The organism is Nitrosomonas sp. HPC101, from assembly GCF_009833125.1.
Taxonomy (GTDB): domain Bacteria; phylum Pseudomonadota; class Gammaproteobacteria; order Burkholderiales; family Nitrosomonadaceae; genus Nitrosomonas.
Window position 1 is genome coordinate 146,309 of sequence record NZ_QRCC01000002.1, and the last position, 25,489, is coordinate 171,797.

20 protein-coding genes are annotated in these 25,489 nt (G+C 48.0%); 7 read left to right on the forward strand and 13 right to left on the reverse strand.

Going from position 1 to position 25,489, the window contains the following annotated elements; translation table 11 throughout:
• Positions 1 to 8: 8 nt before the first annotated feature.
• Positions 9 to 3,512: a DNA polymerase III subunit alpha gene (gene dnaE / locus ABO04_RS02550; RefSeq protein WP_160809132.1), complete on the reverse strand. Its 3,504-nt coding sequence runs from the start codon at positions 3,510 to 3,512 to the stop codon at positions 9 to 11.
• Positions 3,513 to 3,602: 90 nt separating this feature from the next.
• On the opposite strand from dnaE, the gene yegQ reads away from it, so the two are divergent.
• The 5 genes from yegQ (at position 3,603) to ABO04_RS02575 (ending at position 8,737) form a co-directional block, all read left to right on the forward strand.
• Complete coding sequence (gene yegQ / locus ABO04_RS02555) at positions 3,603 to 4,961, forward strand: tRNA 5-hydroxyuridine modification protein YegQ (protein WP_160809053.1); 1,359 nt, start codon at positions 3,603 to 3,605, stop codon at positions 4,959 to 4,961.
• A 107-nt stretch (positions 4,962 to 5,068) separates the two neighbouring features.
• The gene (locus ABO04_RS02560; protein WP_160809054.1) at positions 5,069 to 5,686 is read left to right on the forward strand and encodes a shikimate kinase; all 618 of its coding nucleotides are present in this window, start codon (positions 5,069 to 5,071) and stop codon (positions 5,684 to 5,686) included.
• A gap of 47 nt (positions 5,687 to 5,733) precedes the next feature.
• Positions 5,734 to 6,843: a 3-dehydroquinate synthase gene (gene aroB, locus ABO04_RS02565; RefSeq protein WP_193565778.1), complete on the forward strand. Its 1,110-nt coding sequence runs from the start codon at positions 5,734 to 5,736 to the stop codon at positions 6,841 to 6,843.
• Positions 6,836 to 7,960, forward strand: a complete 1,125-nt coding sequence (locus tag ABO04_RS02570) for a deoxyguanosinetriphosphate triphosphohydrolase (protein WP_160809056.1) — start codon at positions 6,836 to 6,838, stop codon at positions 7,958 to 7,960. The genes aroB and ABO04_RS02570 overlap by 8 nt, the downstream gene beginning before the upstream one ends.
• Positions 7,961 to 8,056: 96 nt before the next feature.
• Complete coding sequence (locus tag ABO04_RS02575) at positions 8,057 to 8,737, forward strand: tetratricopeptide repeat protein (RefSeq protein WP_160809057.1); 681 nt, start codon at positions 8,057 to 8,059, stop codon at positions 8,735 to 8,737.
• A gap of 207 nt (positions 8,738 to 8,944) precedes the next feature.
• Here the strand turns inward: ABO04_RS02575 and ABO04_RS02580 are convergent, their stop codons facing one another.
• The 11 genes from ABO04_RS02580 to ABO04_RS02630 form a co-directional block, all read right to left on the reverse strand.
• Positions 8,945 to 10,021 carry a glycosyltransferase family 4 protein gene (locus ABO04_RS02580; RefSeq protein ID WP_345852759.1) on the reverse strand — a complete coding sequence of 359 codons (1,077 nt, stop codon included), beginning with the start codon at positions 10,019 to 10,021 and terminating at the stop codon, positions 8,945 to 8,947.
• A gap of 167 nt (positions 10,022 to 10,188) precedes the next feature.
• Positions 10,189 to 11,319, reverse strand: a complete 1,131-nt coding sequence (locus ABO04_RS02585; protein ID WP_160809058.1) for a glycosyltransferase — start codon at positions 11,317 to 11,319, stop codon at positions 10,189 to 10,191.
• Positions 11,319 to 12,323: a hypothetical protein gene (locus ABO04_RS02590; RefSeq protein ID WP_160809059.1), complete on the reverse strand. Its 1,005-nt coding sequence runs from the start codon at positions 12,321 to 12,323 to the stop codon at positions 11,319 to 11,321. Before ABO04_RS02590 ends, ABO04_RS02585 begins: the two co-directional genes overlap by 1 nt.
• On the reverse strand, positions 12,295 to 13,410 hold the full coding sequence (locus tag ABO04_RS02595) for a glycosyltransferase (protein ID WP_160809060.1): 1,116 nt from the start codon (positions 13,408 to 13,410) through the stop codon (positions 12,295 to 12,297). Before ABO04_RS02595 ends, ABO04_RS02590 begins: the two co-directional genes overlap by 29 nt.
• Complete coding sequence (locus ABO04_RS02600; protein ID WP_160809061.1) at positions 13,410 to 14,444, reverse strand: hypothetical protein; 1,035 nt, start codon at positions 14,442 to 14,444, stop codon at positions 13,410 to 13,412. Before ABO04_RS02600 ends, ABO04_RS02595 begins: the two co-directional genes overlap by 1 nt.
• A 15-nt stretch (positions 14,445 to 14,459) precedes the next feature.
• The gene (locus ABO04_RS02605) at positions 14,460 to 15,764 is read right to left on the reverse strand and encodes an oligosaccharide flippase family protein (protein WP_160809062.1); all 1,305 of its coding nucleotides are present in this window, start codon (positions 15,762 to 15,764) and stop codon (positions 14,460 to 14,462) included.
• A 610-nt stretch (positions 15,765 to 16,374) separates the two neighbouring features.
• Complete coding sequence (tviB, locus tag ABO04_RS02610; RefSeq protein ID WP_160809063.1) at positions 16,375 to 17,649, reverse strand: Vi polysaccharide biosynthesis UDP-N-acetylglucosamine C-6 dehydrogenase TviB; 1,275 nt, start codon at positions 17,647 to 17,649, stop codon at positions 16,375 to 16,377.
• 8 nt (positions 17,650 to 17,657) lie between these two features.
• Complete coding sequence (locus ABO04_RS02615; RefSeq protein ID WP_160809064.1) at positions 17,658 to 18,665, reverse strand: NAD-dependent epimerase; 1,008 nt, start codon at positions 18,663 to 18,665, stop codon at positions 17,658 to 17,660.
• Positions 18,666 to 19,832: a nucleotide sugar dehydrogenase gene (locus ABO04_RS02620; RefSeq protein WP_160809065.1), complete on the reverse strand. Its 1,167-nt coding sequence runs from the start codon at positions 19,830 to 19,832 to the stop codon at positions 18,666 to 18,668.
• A gap of 368 nt (positions 19,833 to 20,200) precedes the next feature.
• A complete protein-coding gene (gene argB / locus ABO04_RS02625) occupies positions 20,201 to 21,088 on the reverse strand; it encodes an acetylglutamate kinase (RefSeq protein WP_160809066.1) in 888 nt (295 codons plus the stop codon).
• A 66-nt stretch (positions 21,089 to 21,154) separates the two neighbouring features.
• Positions 21,155 to 21,631: a chemotaxis protein CheW gene (locus ABO04_RS02630; protein ID WP_240141381.1), complete on the reverse strand. Its 477-nt coding sequence runs from the start codon at positions 21,629 to 21,631 to the stop codon at positions 21,155 to 21,157.
• A gap of 643 nt (positions 21,632 to 22,274) precedes the next feature.
• Here ABO04_RS02630 and ABO04_RS02635 point away from each other — a divergent pair.
• Both ABO04_RS02635 and ABO04_RS02640 read left to right on the forward strand, forming a co-directional pair.
• Positions 22,275 to 22,862, forward strand: coding sequence for a BON domain-containing protein (locus ABO04_RS02635; protein ID WP_164504219.1), 588 nt, complete (start codon positions 22,275 to 22,277; stop codon positions 22,860 to 22,862).
• Between the two features lie 163 nt (positions 22,863 to 23,025).
• Complete coding sequence (locus ABO04_RS02640; RefSeq protein WP_160809068.1) at positions 23,026 to 24,393, forward strand: FAD-linked oxidase C-terminal domain-containing protein; 1,368 nt, start codon at positions 23,026 to 23,028, stop codon at positions 24,391 to 24,393.
• A 166-nt stretch (positions 24,394 to 24,559) separates the two neighbouring features.
• Here ABO04_RS02640 and cyoE read toward each other — a convergent pair whose 3' ends face one another.
• Positions 24,560 to 25,456, reverse strand: a complete 897-nt coding sequence (cyoE, locus tag ABO04_RS02645; protein WP_160809069.1) for a heme o synthase — start codon at positions 25,454 to 25,456, stop codon at positions 24,560 to 24,562.
• Positions 25,457 to 25,489: the final 33 nt, after the last annotated feature.

The following is a 25,489-nucleotide window of genomic DNA, read 5'->3' on the forward strand; positions in this document are numbered from 1 at the left end:
ACCGGACATCAGTACACCACCTCCACCTTGTCATGACCAACACTGTCCATAAGCGATTCGATCAACCTTTCATGTAAATGAACCCGCCAGCGACTGCCTAAATCAATTTCACATTGGGCACTCTCATTGCGAAAGTTAATCGACACCGGACAAACTGCCGAAGGAATTACATCATGTATACCGCTTTCCGGGAGATACGCAGCTAGTAATTCCTTGAGTTGCGCAGGCGTGAGCAGCCCCGGATGATCAATCATGATTTTCAGTTTTTTGGCATGCATCGAACGGGCTGTGGCGTAATCAAAAACGTCCTTGGCCACAATACGTTTGTCAGCATTTTCTCCATGGCCATGGCTAACCACAACACTTACTATCAGCAATTGGTCTGCTTTCAGAAACGACGCACTCGTACTCAGTAAATCACTGTAAACCACGATTTCAACTTTCGATAGACCATCATCCAGCGTCACAATTGCCATCTTACCGCGTCGGGACATTTGTGTCCGAATAGCACCGACCATACCGGCAATCAGCTGCGGCTCACGTGCAGGTACAATCCGACCAAGGCGCACTGGAATAAAACGGCTTAACTCCCTGGCGTAGCTGTCATAAGGATGGCCGCTCAGATAAAACCCCAGTGCTGCTTTTTCATGCAGCAGCTTTTCTTTCTCCGGCCATAGTGTGGCATTCGCCACAGCAGGTTGCTGCAACAGATCAGCATGATCATTAAACAAGCTACCCTGGCTCGCGGCCAGGCTGCAATGTTCCGCGTATTCAAGTGCCATTCCGATGGATGCCATCAGTGCGGCACGATTGGATTCAACAGCATCAAACGCGCCCGCACGGATCAACGCTTCAACGGTACGGCGATTCACAATGCGCCGATCAATCCGCTGGCAAAAATCGAACAGACCGGCAAAGACCTCCCCCTGTTCCCGCGCTCGTATAATAGCCGAGATCGCAGCTTCTCCTGTCCCCTTGATGGCACCCAGGCCATAGCGAATGGTTTTACGATCAACCGGAACAAAATAATACACAGACTGATTAATATCCGGTGGCAGAATAGTAATATCATTCAGCTTACAATCTTCATAAAATACATACACTTTTTCGGTATCATCCATATCCGATGACATACAGGCCGCGATGAATTCCGCCGGAAAGTGTGCCTTGAGATAAGCGGTCTGGTAAGCAATCAGCGCATACGCTGCCGCGTGAGACTTATTGAAACCGTAGCCGGCAAATTTCTCCATCAAACCGAACAGTGTGACAGCATCTGCTTCGGCCATACCGTTTTTGATGGCACCCTCAACGAAAACCGCACGCTGCTGCGCCATCTCCTCCACTTTCTTCTTGCCCATGGCGCGCCGCAGTAAATCAGCTCCACCCAGGCTATAACCGCCAATCACCTGGGCAATCTGCATTACCTGCTCCTGATAAATCATGATGCCATAGGTCGGGCCCAGAATCGGCTGCAAGCGAAGATCCAGATACTCCACCCGTTTGCCATGTTTGCGCTCGATAAAATCAGGAATCAGATCCATCGGACCAGGTCGATAGAGCGCCACCAGTGCAATCAGATCTTCAAACCGATCCGGTTTTGCCTTCTGCAGCAGATCTTTCATACCGCGTGATTCAAACTGAAAAACTCCGACGGTATTGCCTTTCGCCATCAAGGCAAAAGTAGTCGCATCCTCAAGGGAAATATCGCCGAGCGAAAAGTGGTTGTCTTCCACAAGCTGCGCATCGGCAACTTTTTCACTTGATGCAACTGACCGGTACCGCCGGATATCTGTAACCGCCCGATCAAGAATGGTCAATGTCCGCAACCCGAGGAAATCGAATTTCACCAGCCCGATTTTTTCAACATCATCTTTGTCATACTGACTGACGACTGCATCACCCGCATCTGCACAGTAAACCGGACAAAAATCAGTGATCTTGCCCGGTGCAATCAGCACCCCACCGGCATGCATCCCCACATTGCGTGTCAACCCTTCCAGTCGTTCTGCCAGTTCCAGCAGATTGCGCACATCTTCCTCTTCCTCCGCCCGCTGGTTGAGTAACGGCTCGATCTCACGCGCTTTACGCAAGGTCATGCCTAACTCAAACGGCACCAGCCTGGCCAGTTGATCCACAAAACCGTATGGCAGATCCAGCACACGGCCCACATCGCGTACCACCGCCTTGGCTGCCATCGTGCCAAATGTCGCAATCTGCGCCACACTTTCCGCACCATAGCGCTCACGCACATACTCGATGACCTGTTCGCGCCGATCCTGGCAAAAATCAATATCAAAATCCGGCATGGAAATCCGCTCCGGGTTCAGGAAGCGCTCGAACAACAAATCGTAAAGCAAAGGATCCAGATCAGTGATACCCAGTGAATACGCCACCAGCGAGCCCGCTCCGGAACCGCGCCCGGGCCCGACCGGTACATCATGCCGCTTTGCCCAGCCAATAAAATCAGCCACGATCAGGAAATAGCCGGCGAACCCCATCTGGATGATAGTCTCCACTTCAAAATCCAGGCGTGCCTGATAAACCCACCATTTTTCATCACGCTGCGCTGCCTCTGGAAACAATTGCGCCATCCGCACTGCCAGACCTGTCTGCGCCTGCTCCTGCAAATGCTGTTCAACGCTGATACCCGTCGGCACCGGAAAATCTGGCAATCGGTTGACTCCAAGCTCCAGCAATAGTGAACAACGGCGGGCAATTTCCACGCTGTTAGCTAATGCTTCTGGCATATCATGGAACAGCTCACTCATTTCCAATGGTGTCTTGAAATATTGCTGTTCAGTAAACTCTTGGGGACGTCTGCGATCTCCCAGCACATAGCCCTGTGCGATACACACCCGCGCCTCGTGCGCTACAAAATCCTCCGGCTGCATAAACTGCACCGGATGCGTCGCCACCACCGGCAACTCCTGCCCGGAAGCCAGCGCCAGCATGGCATGATTAGCTACTTCCTCATCCGGGCGGCCACAGCGCTGAATTTCCAGATAAAATCTTTCAGGAAACAGAGCCGCCCACTCCAGAGCCGCCACGACTGCGGCGGATAAATCCGCCTGTAACAGGCGCTCCACCTCTCCCTGTTCACCGCCAGACAAAGCGATCAATCCCTCGGTTCCGGCACCTTCTTCCCGAAACCAGGTCTTCTTCAATTCCGGACGACCCTGCTGCATATTCTCCCGGTAAGCACGCGACAGCAGGCGACTCAAAAGCAGGTAGCCCGAAAACGACTGGCACAACAACAACAGACGAAAAGGTCTTTCCACATCGTTTTCATTGCTGATCCAGACATCGCAACCGGCAATCGGTTTGATACCTGCTTTGCAGGCACGCTGATAAAATTTGACCAGCCCGAAGAGGTTGGAAAGATCTGTCAGTGCCAGTGCCGGCATGCCAACCTCGTGTGCTTTTGCAACCGCTTCTTCAACCCGCACGATACCGTCCACGACAGAATACTCACTATGCAATCGCAAATGAACGAAAACAGGGTCTATCGGCATGGTGATACAATAAAAACCAAGTGAAATTTTGAAAAACCGGATAATCAGTGCAGCAGAAGTGCTCACTGACTTATCTTCTCATTTTACATCATGCTGAAAGCCCCTGAATTACTCCTGCCCGCCGGATCTCTGGAAAAAATGCGCGCTGCCTATGCCTTCGGCGCCGATGCGGTTTATGCCGGTCAGCCACGCTATTCACTGCGTGCCCGCAATAATGAATTCACGCTGCCACAATTGCGTGCCGGCATTACCGAAGCCCGCCAGCTTGGCAAAAAGTTTTTCGTGGCCAGCAACCTGATGCCACACAACGCCAAGGTCAAAACCTATCTGCGTGATATGGAATCTGTCATCGAGCTGCAGCCTGATGCGCTGATCATGGCTGACCCTGGCTTGATCACGCTGGTGCGGGAAAAATGGCCGGATATCCCAATTCACCTGTCCGTCCAAGCCAATACCGTCAACTATGCTGCCGTCAGGTTCTGGCAATCAATTGGTCTGACGCGTGTCATCCTGTCGCGTGAACTGTCGTTGGAGGAAATCGCCGAAATCCGCACACTTTGTCCGGATATGGAACTCGAAGTATTCGTGCACGGTGCGTTGTGTATTGCCTATTCCGGCAGATGCCTGCTATCCGGCTATTTCAACCATCGTGATCCCAATCAGGGCACCTGCACCAACTCCTGCCGCTGGGACTACAAGATCAAGGCTGCTGAAGAAAATGCCAGCGGCGATATTGAACTGCAGAAAATCGACTTTGATTTCAGTGAAGCTCTTCAGTCATCCGAATCAGCTTCATTCAGCAATACCGCCATACGACGGCATCCTGCCGCCGATCAAGTCTATCTCATCGAGGAAGGTAAGCGGCCGGGACAGCTGATGCCTGTCATGGAAGACGAACACGGCACCTACATTATGAATTCGAAGGATTTACGTGCAGTCGAGCATGTCGCACATCTGGCCGAAATCGGTATCGATTCACTCAAGATCGAAGGACGCACCAAATCAGCCTATTATGTCGCCCGCACCGCACAGGTTTATCGCCAGGCCATTGATGATGCGGTGCAGCAGCGTCCATTTGATCCCGCGTTGCTCGGTCAGCTGGAAGGATTGGCCAATCGCGGCTATACTGATGGCTTCTACCAGCGTCACCACAGCGAGGAAACCCAGAATTACCTGCGCGGACACTCTGAATCTTCCCGCAGCCAGTATGTCGGTGATATCGAGCATGTGGATGCTGTCAGCGGCATGGCTGAAATTCTGGTCAAAAACCGCTTCCAGATCGGTGACCGCCTGGAAATCGTTCATCCCTCCGGCAACCGCGTGATTCAACTCGAACAGATGCAGGATCTCGATGGTAACACCGTCAGCATTGCCCCTGGCAGCGGCCATCGTGTCAGAATCCCGCTGAGCGGAAATATCGAGAAAGCATTCGTTGCCCGATTTTTATGAACACGCATGCTGGTCAGTTGCTTCCGTTCCCGGAGTACTCTATTACATCAGAATTTATCCTCGAGGGAATTCACAGACCGGTTGTGGATTTCTATTACAATTGCATTATGCAGCGCAATAAAACTCCAACCACAAGCAATTCTGATGCCAAGCTGATACCAGGCAACATCATTCTGATCGGGATGATGGGAGCCGGTAAAACAACGGTTGGAAAATTGCTGGCGAATCTTGTCGGCAAAACTTTCCTTGATGTCGACCACGAAATCCAGCAACGCACAGGAGTCGGAATACCCGTGATCTTTGAAATAGAAGGGGAAGCCGGCTTTCGCAAGCGTGAAAGTGAAGTTCTACGGGAAGTCGTTCAGCAGCAGAATATTGTCCTCGCGACAGGAGGCGGCGCAATATTACATCCAGACAACCGCGCTTTGTTGCGGCAGCATGGTACCGTGATTTATTTGTGCGCACCTGTCACCGAGCTACGTCGCCGTACGCATCAAGATAAAAACCGCCCTTTGCTGCAAACGGGAAATGCGCATGCCAAACTGGCCGAGCTATTTGTGCAGCGCGATCCATTGTACCGTGAAACAGCACATATCATTATGGATAGCGGCAGACAAAATGCCCGCGCTTTCGTGCAGAAACTGATGCAGAAATTGCGCCAGTTCAATCAGGAACCGGTTGAGCCTGATCTGAAAAATCACGCTCCCACTAAACGCCCGGAATAACAGCAGTCTGCTTTACTCCCGGCAAACCAACCTTTGAAGATCAGCAGATGAATGTCATGGAATCAGTCGAAGTTGCACTTGATACGTCTCCGGAAAATCGCGGTTACACCATCCATATCGGACAGGCGCTACTTACCAGGATCGATCTGCTTCTCCCTCATCTACCCGGCAAAAAGGCTGCGATTGTTACCAACACGACCATCGCACCGCTTTACCTGGAAAAATTACGTAGTGCGCTTACTGAGCAGCAGGTGGAAACCTTCGCAATCATTCTGCCTGATGGCGAGCAATACAAAAACTGGGAAACGCTGAATCTGATTTTCGACGCACTGCTGAAACACCGTTGCGAACGCAAGACACCGCTGATTGCACTGGGGGGCGGAGTCATTGGTGATCTGACTGGTTTTGCAGCTGCCAGCTATTTGCGCGGCGTGCCCTTTCTCCAGATCCCCACTACTTTACTTGCTCAGGTTGATTCATCCGTAGGCGGAAAAACCGGCATTAATCACCCGCTGGGTAAAAACATGATCGGTGCGTTTTATCAGCCGCGCCTGGTTTTGACTGACTCCGCCACGCTCACCACTCTGCCGGACAGGGAGCTGCGTGCCGGAATCGCAGAAGTCATAAAATACGGGCTGATTCATGATGCAACCTTTTTCGACTGGCTGGAACACCACATAAAGCAGCTACTGGCGCGCGATCCCGAAACCATGAATTATGCAATCCGCCGCAGTTGTGAAATAAAGGCCGAAATCGTTTCACTGGATGAACGTGAAAGTGGCGTGCGGGCATTACTCAATCTCGGACATACATTCGGCCACGCAATCGAAAACGCCATGGGCTACGGTGCATGGCTGCACGGCGAGGCTGTTGCAGCCGGCACACTCATGGCAGCTGATCTCTCCCTGCGTCTGCAACGCATCACCTCGCAGGATATCGATCGTATCCGGCGGCTGTTTGAAAATGCCGGACTGCCGACCCAGGGCCCGGACATCGCACCTGAGCGCTACCTGGAATCGATGCAACTCGATAAAAAAGTACAGGATGGCGCAATCCGTTTCATCCTGCTTGATCGCATCGGCAAAGCCACACTGGATAATTCTGTCCCTGCCCCGTTGCTGCTTGAAACATTGTCAGCCTGTATCGCCAATGTATAACCATCTGGCGCCCTACGCCGTATCCGATACCAATTCGCGCGGCCGCCGTATCCATGAAAATCCGCCGACCGGACGCAGCCAGTTCCAGCGCGATCGGGATCGTGTCATTCATTCCACTGCATTTCGTCGTCTGGAATATAAAACCCAGGTATTCGTCAATCATGAAGGCGATCTGTTCCGCACCCGCCTGACACACAGCCTGGAAGTCGCCCAGATTGCCCGTTCCATCGCACGCAATCTGAAACTCAACGAGGAACTGGTGGAAGCTATCTCGCTGGCGCATGATCTGGGTCACACCCCTTTTGGCCACGCCGGGCAGGATGCTCTGAATCATTGTATGAAAGACCATGGAGGATTCGAACACAATCTGCAATCGCTCCGGGTAGTAGATGTATTGGAGGAACGCTATGCCCGATTCGACGGATTAAATTTATGTTTTGAAACGCGCGAAGGCATTCTGAAAAGAGCGACAAAATCCAAAGCGCAAACGCTGGGAGAATTAGGGGAGCGCTTTCTGCGAGGGCGCAGCACATCACTGGAAGCGCAGCTGGCCAACCTGGCAGATGAAATTGCCTATAACAATCATGATGTGGATGATGGCGTACGTTCCGGCCTCATTACCCTGGCGCAACTGGAAGAAATCGAAATCTTTGCCCGGCATTTGCACCAGGTAAAACAAGACTACCCGAATATTGCCGAAAAACGTCTGATTCATGAAACCGTACGTGGCATGATCAATACTTTGGCAACTGATTTGACTGTGCAAAGCAAGGCCCATATTGAAGCGGCCAACCCGAACAGTCCGGACAGCGCACGAGAAATGCCAGTCCTGATCGGTTTCAGTGACACGATCAAACACCAGCAGCAGGAACTGAAACGTTTTCTGCACAAAAATCTCTACAAACATTATCAGGTGATGCGTATGAGCAACAAAGCACACCATATTGTTACAAAACTATTTTCAGCATTTGAATCCGGGCCCACATTGTTACCCTTCAAATATCAGCACAAATTTAGCGACTATGGACATCAGGCAATCGCCGACTATATTGCCGGCATGACCGATCGTTATGCAATCAGGGAATACCGGCGCATGTTTGCCATCATCGAGGATTGAACCGATCCCGTAACCATACAGTGAAATACCAATGAAACAACGCCGGAGCCAACTGGCTAGTTTTTATCCAATCAATCAGAGAAAAAGGAAAACAGCATGAAAACTATCACGATTCTGTTAGCAGCAACTCTGTTGGTCGCTGGCTGTGGAAACAAGAGTTCCACTGAAAAAACAGCAGTCGGTGAATCGGAAATCGCACTCATGGGTGAGTCCACTTCTGCCGGCGAACTTCCATCGTTCCTGAAAGAAGGCCTGTCTGAAAAAGAACAGGATGAACTGAAGAAAAAAATCATGCCCACACTGGATGACGGCCTGACCTCCGAACAACGCTTTCTGAATTTGCGCAAAGCAGCGGAAGCTGGCGATGCAGAAGCACAAAACGGACTGGGTTCCATGTATTTCTCGGGAGAAGCCGTTTCACACGATGCCCGGGGAAACCCTTTGGACAAAGATCCGGAAGCTGCAGCAGGATGGTTTTACCGGGCGGCCGAGCAAGGCCATGCTGACGCACAATTTAATCTCGGATTGCTATATTTTACTGGCGAAGGCGTTGCTCAGGATAAGACCAAGGCGGTGGAATTATTCACTCAATCTGCCGAACAGGGAAATATCGATGCCCAAAATAATCTGGGTGTTATTTACCTGCTGGGGGAAGGCGTCGAGCAAAATACTGATAAAGCAGTCGAATGGTTTAAAAAAGCAGCCGAACAAGGCAATGAAGACGCCATACAGAATCTGAAAGCAATCCGTGCAACGCAGAAAGATTCCGGGAAGTAATTACCTGCGAATTATTTTCAGTAATGTTTTAAACGTAACAGCTGCTCCATCACCGCGAGGAGGCTGCAAGTCGACGTGGCAATCCAGCCCACCTCGTCTGCCCGTATGGTAGACGAGGTGGCAAAGACAGCGATGCGGTTCGTACCTCACCTCAACCGAGAAATTCAACCTGAAAAACCATTTTTAATTTGCAATACCAGCCAGTAATTATTCTGAACGATTCAAGATCATTTGAATTGCATGCAGGTATTTGCCCACGACAATCTGTTCATCAAACTCCTGTTCCATTTTTTCCCGGCCACGCTGCCCCATCGCCTCGCGTTCAGCATGAGATAACGCAGCCATCCGGGCAATTTTATCAGCCAGATCCGCTGCATCTCGCGGCTTGCACAAATAGCCATTAATGCCATCATCAACCACATCACGGCAGCCGACAGCATCCGTTGCCACGATGGGGCGCGCCATTGCTGCTGCCTCGAGCAGAGTGCGCGGAATACCTTCCCGGTAAGAAGGCAAGACAACACAATCAGCCAGCGCAATTTCTTCCGCCACGTTATCACTCACGCCCAGATAGCGAATTGCGCCTTCTGCTGTCCATTCATCCATCTGCTGACGTGAAATAGCTGCCGGGTTTTGCACATCCAGAAAACCCAGCAGACAAAATTCCACATCCAATCCCTGTTTTTTCAGAATACGTGCTGCCTCGACAAACTCTCCCACACCTTTGTCCCACAACATGCGGGCAATCAGCAGAAAACGTAATGGTGCTTTATCGGGTAGCGGCACAGGTTTAAAATGATCGAGATCAATCCCGGAGCCTGGCAAGCGATCAGTGACCGCTGCCGATACCAGCTTCTGCGAAACAAACAGGACTCTGTCCTCTTCATTCTGGAAGAATACTTTCGCTGAACGCGACAAGGCCAGCCGATACAACCCGCGTACCAGTCGGGTCAACCATCCGGTACGGATAAATACTGTTCCCAGACCGGCAACATTGTTGATAACCGGAATTCTGAGCATATGTGCTGCCAGTGAACCATAGATATTCGGTTTGACGGTATACCCCAGGTAAACCGCAGGCTTTTCCCTGTACAACAGCTGTAAAAACCGCCAGAACAACAACAGATCACGCCCCGGATGCGTACCCTTGTTATCCATGGACAACGGGACATAACGGCAGCCCAGCTCAGCCAGCCGTGGCACATATTTATCGGGAGGCGCAACCGCTACCACTTCATGACCTGCAGCAATCAGACCACGAATCAGACCGGCACGAAAATTCACCAGATTCCATGCGGCATTGAGTGCGATAACAATTTTATTATTCAGGAATATTTCTCCTGTCGATACGTCCGCTATTTTCCAGTTCGTCTTGACCGGAGCTTCACTTTGCAGATGGAGATCAAACGATCATACGCTGCATACATTCATGCCCGGAAGCTGCGAAATTCTTATTCTGCAGCTTGATCCTTCCATGCAAGATGATAACTTTCAATCATACGCTCCAGGCTGAAATGAGTTTCCACCCGCTGCCGTGCAGCAGTACAGCGTGCCTGCCAGGCTGCCATATCACGCATGGCTGCATGCACTTGCAATAAGGCGTCGGCAAGCGCCTCCGGATCTTTTGGCGGCACCACCCAGCCGGTCTCACCAACAATTACAGCTGCATCCCCGACATCCGTCACCACTGCCTGTGTACCGCAAGCCATCGCCTCCGCTACTACATTGGGAAATGCTTCACTGGAACTGGACAGCACATGCACGTCCAATGCATTCATTACATCAGGTATATCCGTGCGCTGGCCCAGCAATTTCACTTCACTGGTCAAATTGTGTTCTGCCAGCCAGGCCATCAACTGGACATTATTCTGATCCAGGCCACGGCCGGCCAGCACACAGCAAAAGTCCACACCATTGCTTTTGATAATCGCCAATGCATTCAGCAAATTCTCATGATCCTTGAGTGGATCAAATCGTCCAACCATACCCACCAGCCAACAGTTACCTATATTCCATTCTGTACGCAACCGTACACGCGCATCTTCATCGACACGAAAACGAATCAGATCGTAACCATTGGGAATCACCCATAATTTTTCTGCTGCATAACCCAGCTCACGATGCACTTCCAGCGCTTTCTGCGCACAGCATACGATAGTTGAAGGTACCCAGAAACTGACACGCGCACACAATCTGGCTACCCAGATGGTAGAACGCCGGGATTTCTCTGCATCCAACGTAGTATGGTGAATCCCCCATAACACACGCTTGACACCAGCCAGACGAGCAATGACACCACCAATCAGATCAGCGTGATACATCCACGTTTGCACCACTTGCGGACGAACTTGACGCAGTAATCGCCATAATTGCCATAGCCCACCGACTGTAACCTGGCCTCGCGGCATATTCAGACAGAACACATCTACCCCAGCCTCTCGCAGCAAAGGACCGTACTTACCTTCATTCATCAATGAAATGACATGATGTTGCGCAGCCTTATCACTACTGCACAAGCGATACAAAACGGCCTCGGCACCGCCATCGTTGAGGCCGGAAATAATATGGACAATCTTCTTCATTACCCCCCCAATATGCGCAGCCAGTACAGCCACTGAAGCATAGCGTAAGCGATGAACAGCACAGTCACCATTATTTTAATCGCACTGTGCAAACTTAAAATCGTAGAAATAAGGCATGGAAATGCAGCTGCCAGAAATCTTGTCGAGTAGCCGCTATGAAATACATTTACGAAAACTATGGAAACAATTACCAATGCATAACGCGCGTAATCCAATGTCACCAGATATCGCCGATTTAAATAGAAGGGAATCAGTAAAGCTATCCAAAATAAGGAATACAGCAAAGAGCTGGACATATCATGATATTCAGCACGGCGATCGCCTATCGCCGATAGCAGAGCTTCACGTAACGGACCGATTAAAAGCGATATAAAAGCACCAACAGCAAAGAGCATAAAAAACACTGCTGAACAGCCAGCCTGAAACCGCACAGAAAGCCAGTTAGCGACCCAAACTGCAGCATAGATCAGAATGAATAATGTTGTCCCCGAATGAATAAACAAGGAAGCCAGCACCAAGGCAATAGGAACCGCCCTGTATCGTCCATACAATAGATAAGCTGCACCCAGAATTGAGATCGCCAACGCAAGCCGATACTGCGAAAAGGCAAAGTCGATGACCAGCGGATTGACAAGCAAGGGGAGCGCGTAAATACCCAGCCATTTTGCCAGTAATAGCCCAAAAACCAACAGCGTGATGCAAGAGATTGCCAGAAACACATGATCGATCAGGATGCCGGTATTGCTGACCAACCAGCCTATTGCGTAATGCCACAGAAATTCATTCGAAACATAACTCAAAACCCCACTAAATTCTTTATAGTCAAGGACACTGGTTTGATTCAGAAAATAATCCGAATAGACACCCTTATCGATAAATCCATAGCCATTGACAGTACGAAAAATTTCTTCCCACGGTATAGCAACCACAACCATGGCAAACCCAAGAACTGCAATGGTATCTAAGGTAGTCTTGCTAATTGTCTTTTTTACTTTGATCTTCACACATTACATTCAGATAGGCGCCAACAGCTAGCTCCTGTTTGAAATCACCAGCACGTTGGCGCACATCAGGTAACAGATTACCCGGTACCTCCAATAAGGCAGCTATTGCCTCCGCCAATGCCTCTTCATCCCTTACCGGTACCAGCTTCCCCCATTTGCCTCTCTCCAGAATTTCATCCGGTCCACTGGGACAATCCGTACTCACTACCGCAGCACCGCAAGCCATTGCCTGAATCAATACGTTAGGTAGTCCTTCCCATCTAGAAGATAATACAAACAATTGTACGCGACTCATCCATGCAAAAGGATTCTCAGCAAACCCTGGGAGCTGCACACTATCTTGTATCCCCAAAGACGTGACTAGCTGCTCCAGCTCTCCACGTAATTCACCTTCGCCTAGAATTACGAGGCGACAATCGTACTCAGCGCGCACTCGGGCAAAAGCGCGTATCAAGATAGAAAAATCTTTTTGTGGTGTAAGCCTTCCTACCCCCAGAATAACAGGCGGCTTACCCTCTCCCAGCCACGGATGTTCCAGTGGCATTCTGGATTTCTCAATCAACTCTGGAGTTACTACCGGGTTAAAAATTACAGATATCCTGTCACGCGGCAGGTTGATGGTATTTGCCAGATCATCCGCTACGCCTCTGGATACTGCCGTCACCCCATCTGCTTTACGATAGGCCCACCGCATCATGTATAGCACCACACGCGAGCGTAGATTTTTTGAAGAGCTGCCGGATAATGAAACATTGTTACGTTCACTCACTACCAGGCGGACAGGTACTCCGGCCAGCATCCGTGCCACGACAGCAATCACATTGGCATGATTGAGTGCAGATAGCATTGCCTGAGGACGCTCCCGACGCAGATAACGCACCAGTCCGGGCAAACTGGCGAGTACACGGCTGGATTTCAGGTCAATAATATTAACGCCAGATGACACCTCAGACAGGTATGGACCTTCTGCGCTGGCCAGCACCAGATCTACCTTCAATCCCCGTTCAGCAAAGCCATTGGCCAGTGTAACCATCGCTCGCTCGGCACCACCACCGCGCAAGGATGGAAGATATATGGCAATATGCATCAATTCCCCTCTACCGAAGATGTAATCAGATCCTCCACCATAAAATCTTCTGGGTGGAAATTTCCATCTACCCACGTCATATCACTTTTCCAATAACCAGAGTACAAAAGATAAGCATGAGCAGAAAATGCATAACTCATTTCCACAATTAACGGGATACCTTCATGGAAAACAAAATCCAAAGCCAGAGATTGTGATTTAATTTTCCTCGCGAGATCGAATGCTAGCGTGATACAGGCTTGAGGAATCAACTCTTGATCGTACAAGAATTTTCCACTTCCAGATGCCCTGAAATCTCCCTCACGTACCATCCGTTTGAGGCCGTAAGCCCTTTCACCGATTACCTTGACCCGGATATCAAAATCGTTATTGGGAATAAAATCCTGGAAGTAGACATAGTTTCTCTGAATCGGTAAACGTTTGAGAGTAGGATTCCGAATCAGTGCACGCAAGATTCCTTTGGAGACATTGAAAAAAGAGGTAAAAGTCTTGTCTCTCTTAAACTGCCACCAGCGCTCACTCAACGCGTTCCAGCGCGAAACCGCCGGAAAACCGATTGAAAAAGCCTTGTTGATAAGGCTTTTAGCCTTGCTGATATCATTCACCAGAAAAACATTGCTGCTCCCAGCTCCACCCCTCAGCTTGAAAACCTTCGGATATTCCGTTTTCCTGGCCCACTCCAACGCCGTAGTCCGATCAAGAAAAACATAACTTTTAATCATGGGAACACCTAAAGCTTCCATCAGGTATTTTTGTGTGACTTTGTCATCAAAGTGCCAGCATGTTTCAGAACTTGGAAAAACCCGGATTCCCATTGATTCCACAGCTTTTATCAAACCACGTGCGATCAGCATATCCTCCGCGTAGGTTTGACTCCAGTTCCACATCAGAAACGAACACTCAGCCAGCTCTTCAATGATATCGGACGAATGACAATCAACTATTTTGTAGGGAATATTTTTTTGTTGGCAATATTCGATCCAACGGTCACTAAAACTTCCCGGACGTGCATGTATACCTATCTTTCCTTCCATATCAGATCTCCAGGACTAAAAAGTATCTGCAACATACCTTTTGTAAAAAAAGAACCCTCCCACAGCCATCATTATCCGTGCGCCTACCAGCATAATCATCGCGCCATAAATTCCAAAAACTGGAACAATTCCCAGCCCTATTAAAAAAAAGAAAACAGACACCCATACAGAAATCAATCGAACATATCTGTCTTTTCCAGCCAGTACCAATCCGTTATGATGAAATGATAAAGTCATAAAATAAGCCAAGATCCCACAGCTCATGAACTTGATGTAATAAGCAATGCCAGCACCTTTATCAGCAAACAAAATTGCTGTAATAAAATCCGAAAAAACAAAACAAAGGATCATGAGTAATAAACCCATGAGCAACATCAGTTTATGAAACTTAGGAATCATATTTTTGTTTCTGGCCAGGTATGGAAAAAATGCATTGGAAATGATCATCCCGGCAGAATTGAATATATCGACTACTTTTGATGCTGCGCTGAAAAAACCGACCGCTGTCGGCCCTGCAAAAACCCCTAACAAAAAGAAAGCAGAGTTGTTATACAGATTGGGTGCCAGCTGAGAAATAAAAATATCCCACCCTTCTTTGTACACGTCTTTTATTTTTTTCAGGGAAGGGATCTTGTACGAAATGTCATACTGGCTGGATATCCAGAAAGCAGAAAAAATTGCGCATCCAGCCATCGCTGCGGTGTTCAATGCCGGAACCAGGTAATAATCTGATTCATTCTTAATAAAGATGAACATACCAGACAACATCAACAGTTTCGATGTAATACTAATTACAGCGCTCTGTCGCATTCGTTCCACGCCCCGAAAAAACCAGAGAGGAAACAATGCCTGCGCAACGATAAAAGTAAACGAAAATACGTACAGCCAAAAATGCTGATAAAAATCGTTTATAAACAACACCATCGGAAAATAGATCAGCGCACCTGCCACAATGAGTAACATCGTAGCCGTGATAGTTTCGCTATAAATAACAGCAATCTCTTTAGGATTATCACGATTTTTTGCAATTTTTCTAACTGCTGTTATCGTGAAGCCATATTGCATTACCGCAGAAAAATACAAAGCAAAAGACAGTGCATAGTTGACCAGCCCGAACCCCTCTATACCTAAAATTCTTACCAGATATGGAAGCGTAATTAAAGGCACCAGATAATCCAATCCCCGTACTATCGCTAGCGATACCAGATTATCCAGTAACTGGTGAAGATCCCGGTTTTTTCCTGATATATCAGACAAGGCTAAGGAACCCCTGAACAACACAAGGTGACATTTTGTTGGAGAAGGTGTTGAAAGAGTCATTCCCTACAACGAGGAGCAACGCAGCCAGACAGCATATCAAGCGTACAATCAGGCGTGCAGTAGTCTCACCCATCAGGTCGGCATGAGCGAAGGCAGTAGACTCAATATCCATCACGGTTTCCAGAGGTCGATAAGCAATCAGCTGCGATTTTTATGTTTATCTTCTCCATGAGGCGGCTGGGCTGCCTAAATGGTCAGCATCATTCAGCAATCTGTACACGAATTTTTATCCGAAAGCTGTCTCTTTCCGTGATGATGATCGGCACACTTTCTCCGTGCTTATCCATGATGTAATTATGTTAGCTGCCCATCGCATTCATGGAACAGTGCATCAGTCAAGATGTGACCAGTTCATTGCGCCCGGAAATGCTTTCTACCGTCATGGTATTAGCGTACCGAGCGAAAATATTTTCAGCCTGTCTGAAAACAGATGTAGGCGGATACGGGAACCGTATATGAAGTAATCTCTGTGCGCCATAGCATTGACCACTGCTTCAAAAACCGCATTCATCGAATCCAATTGAGATATACACTCCATGCCCCGACAATAAACAGTCTGAATATAAGCGCTGGATAGAAACTGTTTTGGTACATCTGCTATCATCAGGAATCACAATCTCAGATCCGATTCCTGTGGATCGAGCACATATTTGAGGTCGTAGAGTACTGCATTGGATTTACCCAAAGCACGAATGGCAGCAGCGCCCATGTCCTTAAACTCACGATGCGCCACCGCCAGAATAATAGCGTCATAATGACCGACGTCGGGTGATGCTATCGGCACAATACCATATTCGTGCTGCGCTTCAGTGGCATCGACCCAGGGATCATAAACATCGACTACGCAGTTGTAGTCTTTCAGTTCCTTAACGATATCCACCACGCGGGTATTGCGCAGATCCGGACAGTTTTCCTTGAACGTCAGCCCCATCACCAGTACCCGGGCACCTTCCACCTGAATGCGCTTTTTGGTCATTGCTTTGACCAGTTGAGCAACCACATAGGCACCCATGCTGTCATTCAACCGCCGGCCGGCCAGGATAATTTCCGGGTGGTGGCCGATCGCCTGCGCTTTGTGCGTCAGATAATACGGATCCACTCCAATACAGTGCCCGCCCACCAGACCGGGCCGAAACGGCAAAAAATTCCATTTGGTACCTGCCGCCTTTAGCACCGCTTCCGTATCGATACCAATTTTGTTGAAAATCAGTGCCAACTCATTGATCAGCGCAATGTTCAGGTCACGCTGCGTATTCTCAATCACTTTGGCAGCCTCCGCCACTTTGATACTTTCTGCCTTGTGCGTACCGGCTGTAATAATTTCCCGGTATAACTGATCAATCAGATCGGCAACTTCCGGCGTAGAGCCGGATGTCACTTTCCTGATTGTGGTCACGCGATGCTCCTTGTCTCCCGGATTAATCCGCTCCGGACTGTAACCGCAATAAAAATCCCGGTTGAATTTCAGGCCGGAAACCCGCTCCAGCACTGGCACACAGTCTTCCTCAGTACAACCAGGATAGACGGTAGATTCGTAAATAACGATATCACCCTGTTTCAGCACCTTGCCAACCGTTTCGCTCGCCTTGAGCAGGGGCGTCAGATCGGGGCGCTTGTATTCATCGATCGGCGTAGGAACCGTCACGATGTAGCAGTTGCAGGCGTACAAATCATCCAAATGGGTGGTAAACTCCAGCTGCTTGGCTGCAGCCAGTTCTTCCGACGTAGTTTCCAGCGTAAAGTCGTTGCCGTTTTTGAGCTCATCAATACGGCGCTGATTGATGTCAAAACCGGTTACCGGGCGCTTGCGCCCGAATTCCACGGCCAGCGGGAGGCCGACATATCCAAGTCCGATGATGGCAAGCCTGATATCCTGCAACTGCATGTTATCTCCTACAAATTGAAATAAGCGCGATACCACGCCACAAAATTGGCAATTCCATGCTCCACCAGCGTGGAAGGTTTGTAATCAAACTGTTCGATCAGATCGGAAACATCGGCATAGGTGTCGGGCACATCACCCGGCTGTAGTGGCAGCAAATCCATTTCAGCTTTTTTACCCAGTGCTTTCTCCAGCGCAGCAATGTAATCCATCAGTTCGACCGGGCTGTTATTCCCGATGTTGTAAACCCGCCAGGGTGCTGTACTGGTGCCGGCATCCGGTGTTGCACCGTTCCAGGCCGGATCAGGCTCAGCCGGCTGATCCAGCACGCGGATCACACCCTCGACAATATCATCGACATAAGTGAAATCCCGCCGATGCCTGCCATAGTTGAAAACCGGTATTTTCTCTCCGGCCAGAATCGCTTTGGTAAATTTGAACAGCGCCATATCCGGTCGCCCCCACGGGCCATACACCGTAAAAAAACGCAGCCCGGTAGTAGGCAGGTTGTATAAATGGCTGTAGGTATGCGCCATCAGCTCGTTCGATTTTTTGCTGGCAGCATAAAGACTGAGCGGGTGATCCACATTGTGATGCACCGAAAACGGCATGGTTGTATTCGCACCGTAAACACTGGAACTGCTGGCATACACCAGATGTTCAACACCGTGATGACGGCAGCCTTCCAGAATATGTGCAAAACCAACGATATTGCTATCGATATACGCCAGCGGGTTTTCGATGGAATAACGCACCCCGGCCTGAGCTGCCAGATTCACCACGCGTTGCGGCTTGTGATTTGCAAAACAGGTTTGAATCCCTTTCCGATCAGCCAGATCCAAACGTAAATGGGTGTAAGCAGAATAATCAGCAAAACGGGCCAGGCGGGCTTCCTTCAGCTTGGGATCGTAATAATCATTGTGATTATCAACACCAATAACAGTATCGCCCCGTTCAAGCAGTCGCAGTGCCAGTGCAGATCCAATAAATCCGGCTGAACCCGTAATAAGTATCTTCAACTAATTGCTCCCGAATAAATCACGTGTATAAATTTTGTCAGAGACATCTCTCAGTGCGTCAGTTTTACGATTGGCAATGATGACATCTGCTTCGCGTTTGAATGTTTCCAGATCATTCACTACCCGTGAATTGAAAAACTCGGCGTCATTCAGCACCGGCTCATAGACAATCACCTCAATCCCCTTAGCCTTGATGCGCTTCATAATGCCCTGAATACTCGAAGCACGAAAATTATCCGAGCCCGTTTTCATAATAAGGCGATAGACACCGACTACTCCGGGTCCGCGGCGAATAATCTCATCAGCAATAAAATCCTTGCGCGTGGTGTTGGCTTCGACGATGGCATGGATCAGATTCTGTGGCACTGTGCGGTAATTGGCCAGCAGCTGTTTTGTATCTTTGGGTAGACAGTAACCACCATAGCCAAAGCTCGGATTGTTGTAATAATTGCCAATACGCGGATCAAGGCAAACTCCATCAATGATCTGACGTGTATCCAGATCCAGCGTAGCGGCATAAGTATCCAGCTCATTGAAATAGGCAACGCGCATTGCAAGAAATGTATTGGCAAACAGTTTGATTGCCTCTGCCTCAGTGCTATCGGTAAACAATAGCGGAATATCCTGGCGGATAGCGCCCTGCTTGAGCAGACTGGCAAAGACCTCGGCCCGTTGCGAACGCTCTCCCACCACAATGCGTGAAGGATACAGGTTGTCGTAAAGCGCCTTGCCTTCACGCAAAAATTCAGGAGAAAAAATCAGATTATCTGTACCCAGCGCTTTTCGTGTTTTGGTGATATAGCCTACCGGGATAGTGGATTTGATTACCATTACCGCCTGAGGGTTGATCGCCATGACATCACGAATGACTGCCTCAATGGAACTTGTATTGAAATAATTGGTTTCAGGATCGTAGTCTGTCGGCGTGGCAATGATGATAAATTCGGCACCTGCATATGCTTCACGTTTATCAACCGTAGCACGCAGGTTCAGAGGTTTGTTTCCCAGAAAATCCACAATCTCCGCGTCTTCAATGGGCGATTCCCTACGATTGAGCTTCTCTACCCTTCCGGGAACAATATCCAGTGCAACAACTTCATGATGCTGCGCCAGTAATACCGCATTAGACAATCCTACATAACCAACTCCTGCAACCGCAATTTTCATAGTTTCAAGTGCTTTCCAGATTGATATCAAGAGCCTAGGTTATCATCACTGCTTTTTTGTTTAAACAAATAACTGGACTGGAAAATGGGGTTTGCCCGGAAGTTTGCTGGATTTTGCAGTTCAGATCTTCCTTGAAGAATTGAGTGCAGATCAAATCGTCAGATGTGATGACAAGGAAACTTCTGATTAAATCCCACATGGCCGCACACTGTGTTTTGTACAAATGCGGCAGTGAATGTGACCCCTTCACAACACGCTTAACACTGTAGTCCGTCCGCAAAACCAGTCTCCAAAAGGCTGTGGCAAAATCATGCGCTCATGGAAGACTTATCAGAAGCTCCTAAGTTATTTTTGTCCTGGCTTGATCTTCAGCTCTCGCTTTTAATCAGGGTTCCCACTCCCTCGTCAGTCAGTATTTCAAGCAAAAGAGCATGCTGTACACGCCCGTCAATAATATGACAGGATTTGACGCCATTTTTTACTGCATCCAACGCTGATTTTATTTTGGGCAGCATCCCACCGGAAATAGTACCGTCAGCAAAAAGCTCATCTACCCGGCTGGTGGTCAGACCCGTGAGCAGATTGCCATTTTTATCCAGCACACCCGGCGTATTAGTCAGCAATATCAGTTTTTCAGCTTTGAGTGTTTCCGCCAGGTGACCCGCCACAAGATCAGCATTAATATTGTAAGATTCACCTTCTTCGCTGACGCCGATAGGGGCAATTACAGGGATGAAACCACGGGTTTCAAGCAATTTAATCAGCGAAGGATCGATATACTCTATTTCGCCAACCTGGCCAAGGTTAATCCATTGCCCGACATTTTCTCTATCCTTGATCAGCATTCTTTTGGCACGAATAAACATGCCATCCTTACCGGTCAGTCCTACCGCTTGTCCGCCATGGCGATTGATAAGATTGACGATTTCCTTGTTGATCAGTCCGCCCAATATCATCTCGACAATATCCATTGTCTCGGCATCTGTAACGCGCATACCTTGTATGAACACACCTTCCTTGCCGACACGCTTCAGCATGCTGTCTATTTGCGGACCACCACCGTGGACGATAACCGGGTTCATGCCGACTAGCTTCAGCAGCACTACATCCTTGGCAAAACTCTGTTTGAGTATTTCCTCCGTCATAGCATTGCCGCCGTATTTGATTACAATGGTTTTATTATGAAAGCGCCGTATATATGGCAATGCTTCAGCGAGGATTTCTACTTTTTCGTTAACGGCAAAAGAAGATTGCATGTTGGAAAGAAATTCTGTTGTATTGTTGTGGTGGGGTCGTGCGAGCGTGAGCACACATAGAGCAATTCAATCGCTTACCTTAAGGAAGGATTCAAGTCGTACCAGTGCGGGTAAATTCAGCATACGCCAAGATCTGTTTTGGCGGTCGTTGTATATATTGGCAATAACAGGCCGTTTGTCCTCGTGGTCTGGCTGACGGGTAAACTCCATCAGGTCCCGGATACCCAGAACACTTTCAGCCAGCATGGCATAGCCTGTCCTCGAACGGGAAGCAGTCAAGAAAATTCGCGTCTTTACATTAACGCGCGTCGGCTTTTCATCCAAGTAATGGGCGAGGTCGCATACACCATAAATGTTGTCATGTACATTGATGACACCAAGAAACCAGGGGTGTGTCAGAAAAACCGGTGTTATTTTCGGGACAGGCAATATTTCACTGATATCATTCATTGGAATCAGCCAGCGATCTTCATTGATCGTGATTCCCAGCACCGGGATAGCGAGTGAAATTTTCTGAACTTTTGTATTGCTTTGTTCAGTCATCAACAATTGATGCCTCAGCGTAGTCTGTTTTTAACACATTAATCCAGTTCGACAGTTTTTTGCAGCAACTCTGCAGCCACAACCGGCTTGGTAATATAATCCTGAGCACCTTGTCGCACCCCCAGATTTTATCTGGTTTACTGATTGTACACAGGATCCGGGGATGTAGCACTTTGCGCCATCCCGTACAAGCATGCGTGTTGTCTGATAGACGTTGATTCCAGACATTACCACATCCATTAAAACCAGATCCGGCCAAGTCTCTCTGACTTTGGTAACACCTGCTTCACCATTTTCAGCCCCTCCCCCTTCCTGCTGACCTGTTTTGGGTTAGTATGCTGGAAAGAATATGACAATCCGTTGGTAAATCATCAATTGTCAATATTGTTTTAGCGTCATGTGCAGTTCTCAATAAAAACTTTGTATTCGTTCACAACCAGGAAAAAATTATAATTTTGTATTCTAAGGCTTTGCCTGCAGACAATAAAGCACAGTGGTTAATCATCAGTACAGGTTAAACCAGTGTAGACTATGTACTTTGTATTTCCACGCTATTTTGTTGCAGGTTCAGTGACGCGTGCCGGAGCTTGCAAACTTTTGTTTTGGCAAACAGATTAGGTTTATTGTACGTTTTTCAATCATTATGCAAAATACTTTCATCAGATTGACATTATGGACGCAAGTTTTATTGTTCCTTTTGCCGGGGTGTGCGCCAGTGGTCTTGACCGGCGTGGGAATGGGTGCCGGAGCCGGGGCATTAATGGTGGAAGATCGTCGTAGTAGTGGAATGTATATAGACGATGAGGGAATCGAACTTAAAACCAGTCGCAGAATTGAAGAACGATTGGGTGACAAAGTCCATATTAACGTCACCAGTTTTAACCGTAATGTTTTGCTGACTGGTGAAGTACCTGACGAATTCAGCAAAAAGGAAGCCGAAAAACTGGCAATGAGTATCGAAAACGTACGAAATATTTCCAATGAAATTACTGTTGCGCCCAAAAGCTCATTATCTTCCCGCAGTAATGACGCACTAATCACATCCAAGGTAAAAGCCCGCTTCATTAACAATAAAGTATTCCAGATAAACCATGTCAAAGTAATTACAGAAAACGGTGTTGTGTATTTACTGGGGCTGGTCACCCGAAAAGAAGGGGATACTGCTACACGCATTGCCAGTACGACAGAAAGCGTTATAAAGGTTGTTAAAGTATTTGAGTACCTTGACTAATTCCATTTTCATCTGATGATTACATCAATCATGCAAAGTTAAGTGAAAATGAAATAACGGAATTGCCCCATGTCCGACAGCAATGACTTTCCTTGATCAAGATGAACAGATTCAAAGCAAGTGCCTTTTCAGCTCTTCTCAAAGTTTTCTCTGGCATCAATCGATGTTGTCCGCTGAGTTTATCCAATTATTACAAAATCTGATTCCACCTGATCGTCTCTATTTCGATCCGGTTGATTGTTACGCTTATGCTTATGACAACAGCAGAAAATATTTTCCGCCTGAATGTGTCATTTTCCCTCTGACAACTGATGAAGTCGTCAAGACGATCCAGCTATGCAATCAGTTCAAGGTTCCCTTGACGCCTCGTGGGCGAGGCACCGGTACAGCTGGTGGCAGTCTTACCGAGCAGGGGGGGGCTTCACTTTCACTGGAGCGCATGATACGAATTATATCGATCGATACGGCCAATCGAGTACTTGTTGCAGAGCCGGGGGTCTTAAATGAATCCGTCCAGGCAGCTGTCAAACCTTATGGTTTTTTTTGGCCGCCAGATCCTTCCAGTGCTGCATTCTCAAGTATCGGCGGAAACCTTGCCACCTGCGCAGGAGGTCCGCATGCGGTTAAATATGGCACGACTCGCGACCATGTCTTGGGACTGACCGCAGTAACAGGGCAAGGCAATATTATTAAAACAGGGTGCTACACCACCAAAGGGGTAGTTGGGTACGATCTTACCCGTTTACTGGTTGGCTCGGAAGGTACGCTTGCTGTTATAACCGAGGCAACACTTAAGCTGACTCCGTTACCCGCAGCAAAAAGTGGACTTGTTGCTCATTATCAAGATACTGAGAGTTGTGCATCAGCGATAGCGACTATTATGAAAGAGCCACAAGGACCCAGCGCGCTTGAATTCCTGGATTCAGGCTCGCTTGATCTTATTCGCTCCAGGAATCCCGGAATGTTACCGGATGATTCTCGTGCCATGCTGATGATTGAGATCGATGGTACAAAACACGAAATTTTTGAAATAGCAACCAGACTTCTGGCTGCCTGTCAAAACTCCGGATTGCTGAAAGCACTGCCTGTTCAAAATACAGCAGACTTGTGGAAGGCCAGAAAAACGTTATCGCCCTTGCTGCGAGATATCGCACCGAAGAAGATAAATGAGGATATTGTAGTACCCGTTGATAAAATTCCCCAGTTGTTAGCCGGATTATCCTCGCTATGTAAACGATATCAGATACCCAACGTGAACTTTGGACATGCAGGTAATGGAAATCTTCACATCAATCTGCTGATTGATCCGGATAATCCAGGGGAAAACGCAAATGCATATCAATGCCTGAATCAGATATTTGATCTGGTTATCAGCCTTAACGGAACACTTTCGGGTGAGCATGGCATTGGTTCTGAAAAGCGCCCTTACATTGATAAAGAGCTCAATGAAGCCACCTTGACTTTGATGAAGCAGATCAAATTAACATTTGATCCCTGCAATATCCTGAATCCAGGAAAATTATTCCCCTAAAACTGTTCAAAATACCACTGAAAAACACAATGCGGCGTTAAAATCGAACGTATTATTTATTTTTGCCTTACGCCAATATTTTCTCTAATCTTTCAGACAAATAAAAACCTCGATAAAAACTTATTTTTATCGAGGTTTTTTGTTCAGATAATGAATTTATTTGATATCAGAAATAAAAGTAGTGATCCATCAGTAACGCGGTAAATAATAATGCCAGATAAATTATAGAGTAGCGAAAAGCCTCTCTGGCAATCTGGTCAGTGTAGTGCAAGTAAATCCTGATTGCATAATAAAGGAATACCGCATCGAGTATCAGCACACTCGCAAGATAAATTAAACCGCTCATCTGCGTAAGGTAAGGCAAAACTGTTGCAATACAAAGAATGATTGTATAGAGTAACACATGCAGCCGAGTAAATTCCTCACCATGTGTGACTGGAAGCATTGGCATCCCAATTTTTGCATAATCCGATTTGCGATAAAGAGCCAATGCCCAAAAATGAGGAGGAGTCCAGGCAAAAATAATAAGAAACAGCAACAGAGCATCAGCCGTAACCTCTCCTGTAACTGCTGCCCATCCCAGTACGGGTGGCATAGCACCAGATGCACCGCCGATAACGATATTTTGTGGTGTCAACGGCTTAAGTATTACGGTATATATGATTGCATACCCTACAAACGTGCCAAGCGTTAGCCACATAGTCAATGGATTAATCCATTGATGGAGAATAAAAAGCCCAAGCCCACCCACTATTACCAAAAAAAACAGAGTTTCAGGAACACTCACTTTTCCCTGGGGCAAGGGTCGCCCCTTTGTTCGGGCCATAACTGCATCAAACTTATACTCAACCAGGCAATTAAGGGCAGCAGCTGCGCCCGCAACAAGTGATATTCCGATCGTGCCCAGGATTAACTTATCCAAAGGGACTGCGCCGGGGACTGATAGAAACATACCAATCACAGCCGTAAAAACAATTAAAGAAACTACCCGTGGTTTGGTAAGTCGGTAAAACTGTTGAATGCGTGTGGTTGCCTGTTGCCAGACTAACGGATTTGCTGACATTACTCACTCCTTATAATACTAATTTCCAATTAC

Bases quoted from the DNA above. Each gene is read 5' to 3' on its own strand.
- argB (WP_160809066.1), bottom strand. From the start codon at position 21,088: ATGCAATCTTCTTTTGCCGTTAACGAAAAAGTAGAAATCCTCGCTGAA.
- dnaE (WP_160809132.1), bottom strand. From the start codon at position 3,512: ATGCCGATAGACCCTGTTTTCGTTCATTTGCGATTGCATAGTGAGTAT.
- ABO04_RS02620 (WP_160809065.1), bottom strand. From the start codon at position 19,832: ATGAAAATTGCGGTTGCAGGAGTTGGTTATGTAGGATTGTCTAATGCG.
- ABO04_RS02600 (WP_160809061.1), bottom strand. From the start codon at position 14,444: ATGGAAGGAAAGATAGGTATACATGCACGTCCGGGAAGTTTTAGTGAC.
- cyoE (WP_160809069.1), bottom strand. From the start codon at position 25,456: ATGTCAGCAAATCCGTTAGTCTGGCAACAGGCAACCACACGCATTCAA.
- ABO04_RS02585 (WP_160809058.1), bottom strand. From the start codon at position 11,319: ATGAAGAAGATTGTCCATATTATTTCCGGCCTCAACGATGGCGGTGCC.
- ABO04_RS02570 (WP_160809056.1), top strand. From the start codon at position 6,836: ATGTATAACCATCTGGCGCCCTACGCCGTATCCGATACCAATTCGCGC.
- ABO04_RS02595 (WP_160809060.1), bottom strand. From the start codon at position 13,410: ATGCATATTGCCATATATCTTCCATCCTTGCGCGGTGGTGGTGCCGAG.
- ABO04_RS02635 (WP_164504219.1), top strand. From the start codon at position 22,275: ATGCAAAATACTTTCATCAGATTGACATTATGGACGCAAGTTTTATTG.
- aroB (WP_193565778.1), top strand. From the start codon at position 5,734: ATGAATGTCATGGAATCAGTCGAAGTTGCACTTGATACGTCTCCGGAA.
- ABO04_RS02575 (WP_160809057.1), top strand. From the start codon at position 8,057: ATGAAAACTATCACGATTCTGTTAGCAGCAACTCTGTTGGTCGCTGGC.
- ABO04_RS02640 (WP_160809068.1), top strand. From the start codon at position 23,026: ATGTTGTCCGCTGAGTTTATCCAATTATTACAAAATCTGATTCCACCT.
- ABO04_RS02605 (WP_160809062.1), bottom strand. From the start codon at position 15,764: ATGACTCTTTCAACACCTTCTCCAACAAAATGTCACCTTGTGTTGTTC.
- ABO04_RS02630 (WP_240141381.1), bottom strand. From the start codon at position 21,631: ATGACTGAACAAAGCAATACAAAAGTTCAGAAAATTTCACTCGCTATC.
- yegQ (WP_160809053.1), top strand. From the start codon at position 3,603: ATGCTGAAAGCCCCTGAATTACTCCTGCCCGCCGGATCTCTGGAAAAA.
- tviB (WP_160809063.1), bottom strand. From the start codon at position 17,649: ATGCAGTTGCAGGATATCAGGCTTGCCATCATCGGACTTGGATATGTC.
- ABO04_RS02560 (WP_160809054.1), top strand. From the start codon at position 5,069: ATGCAGCGCAATAAAACTCCAACCACAAGCAATTCTGATGCCAAGCTG.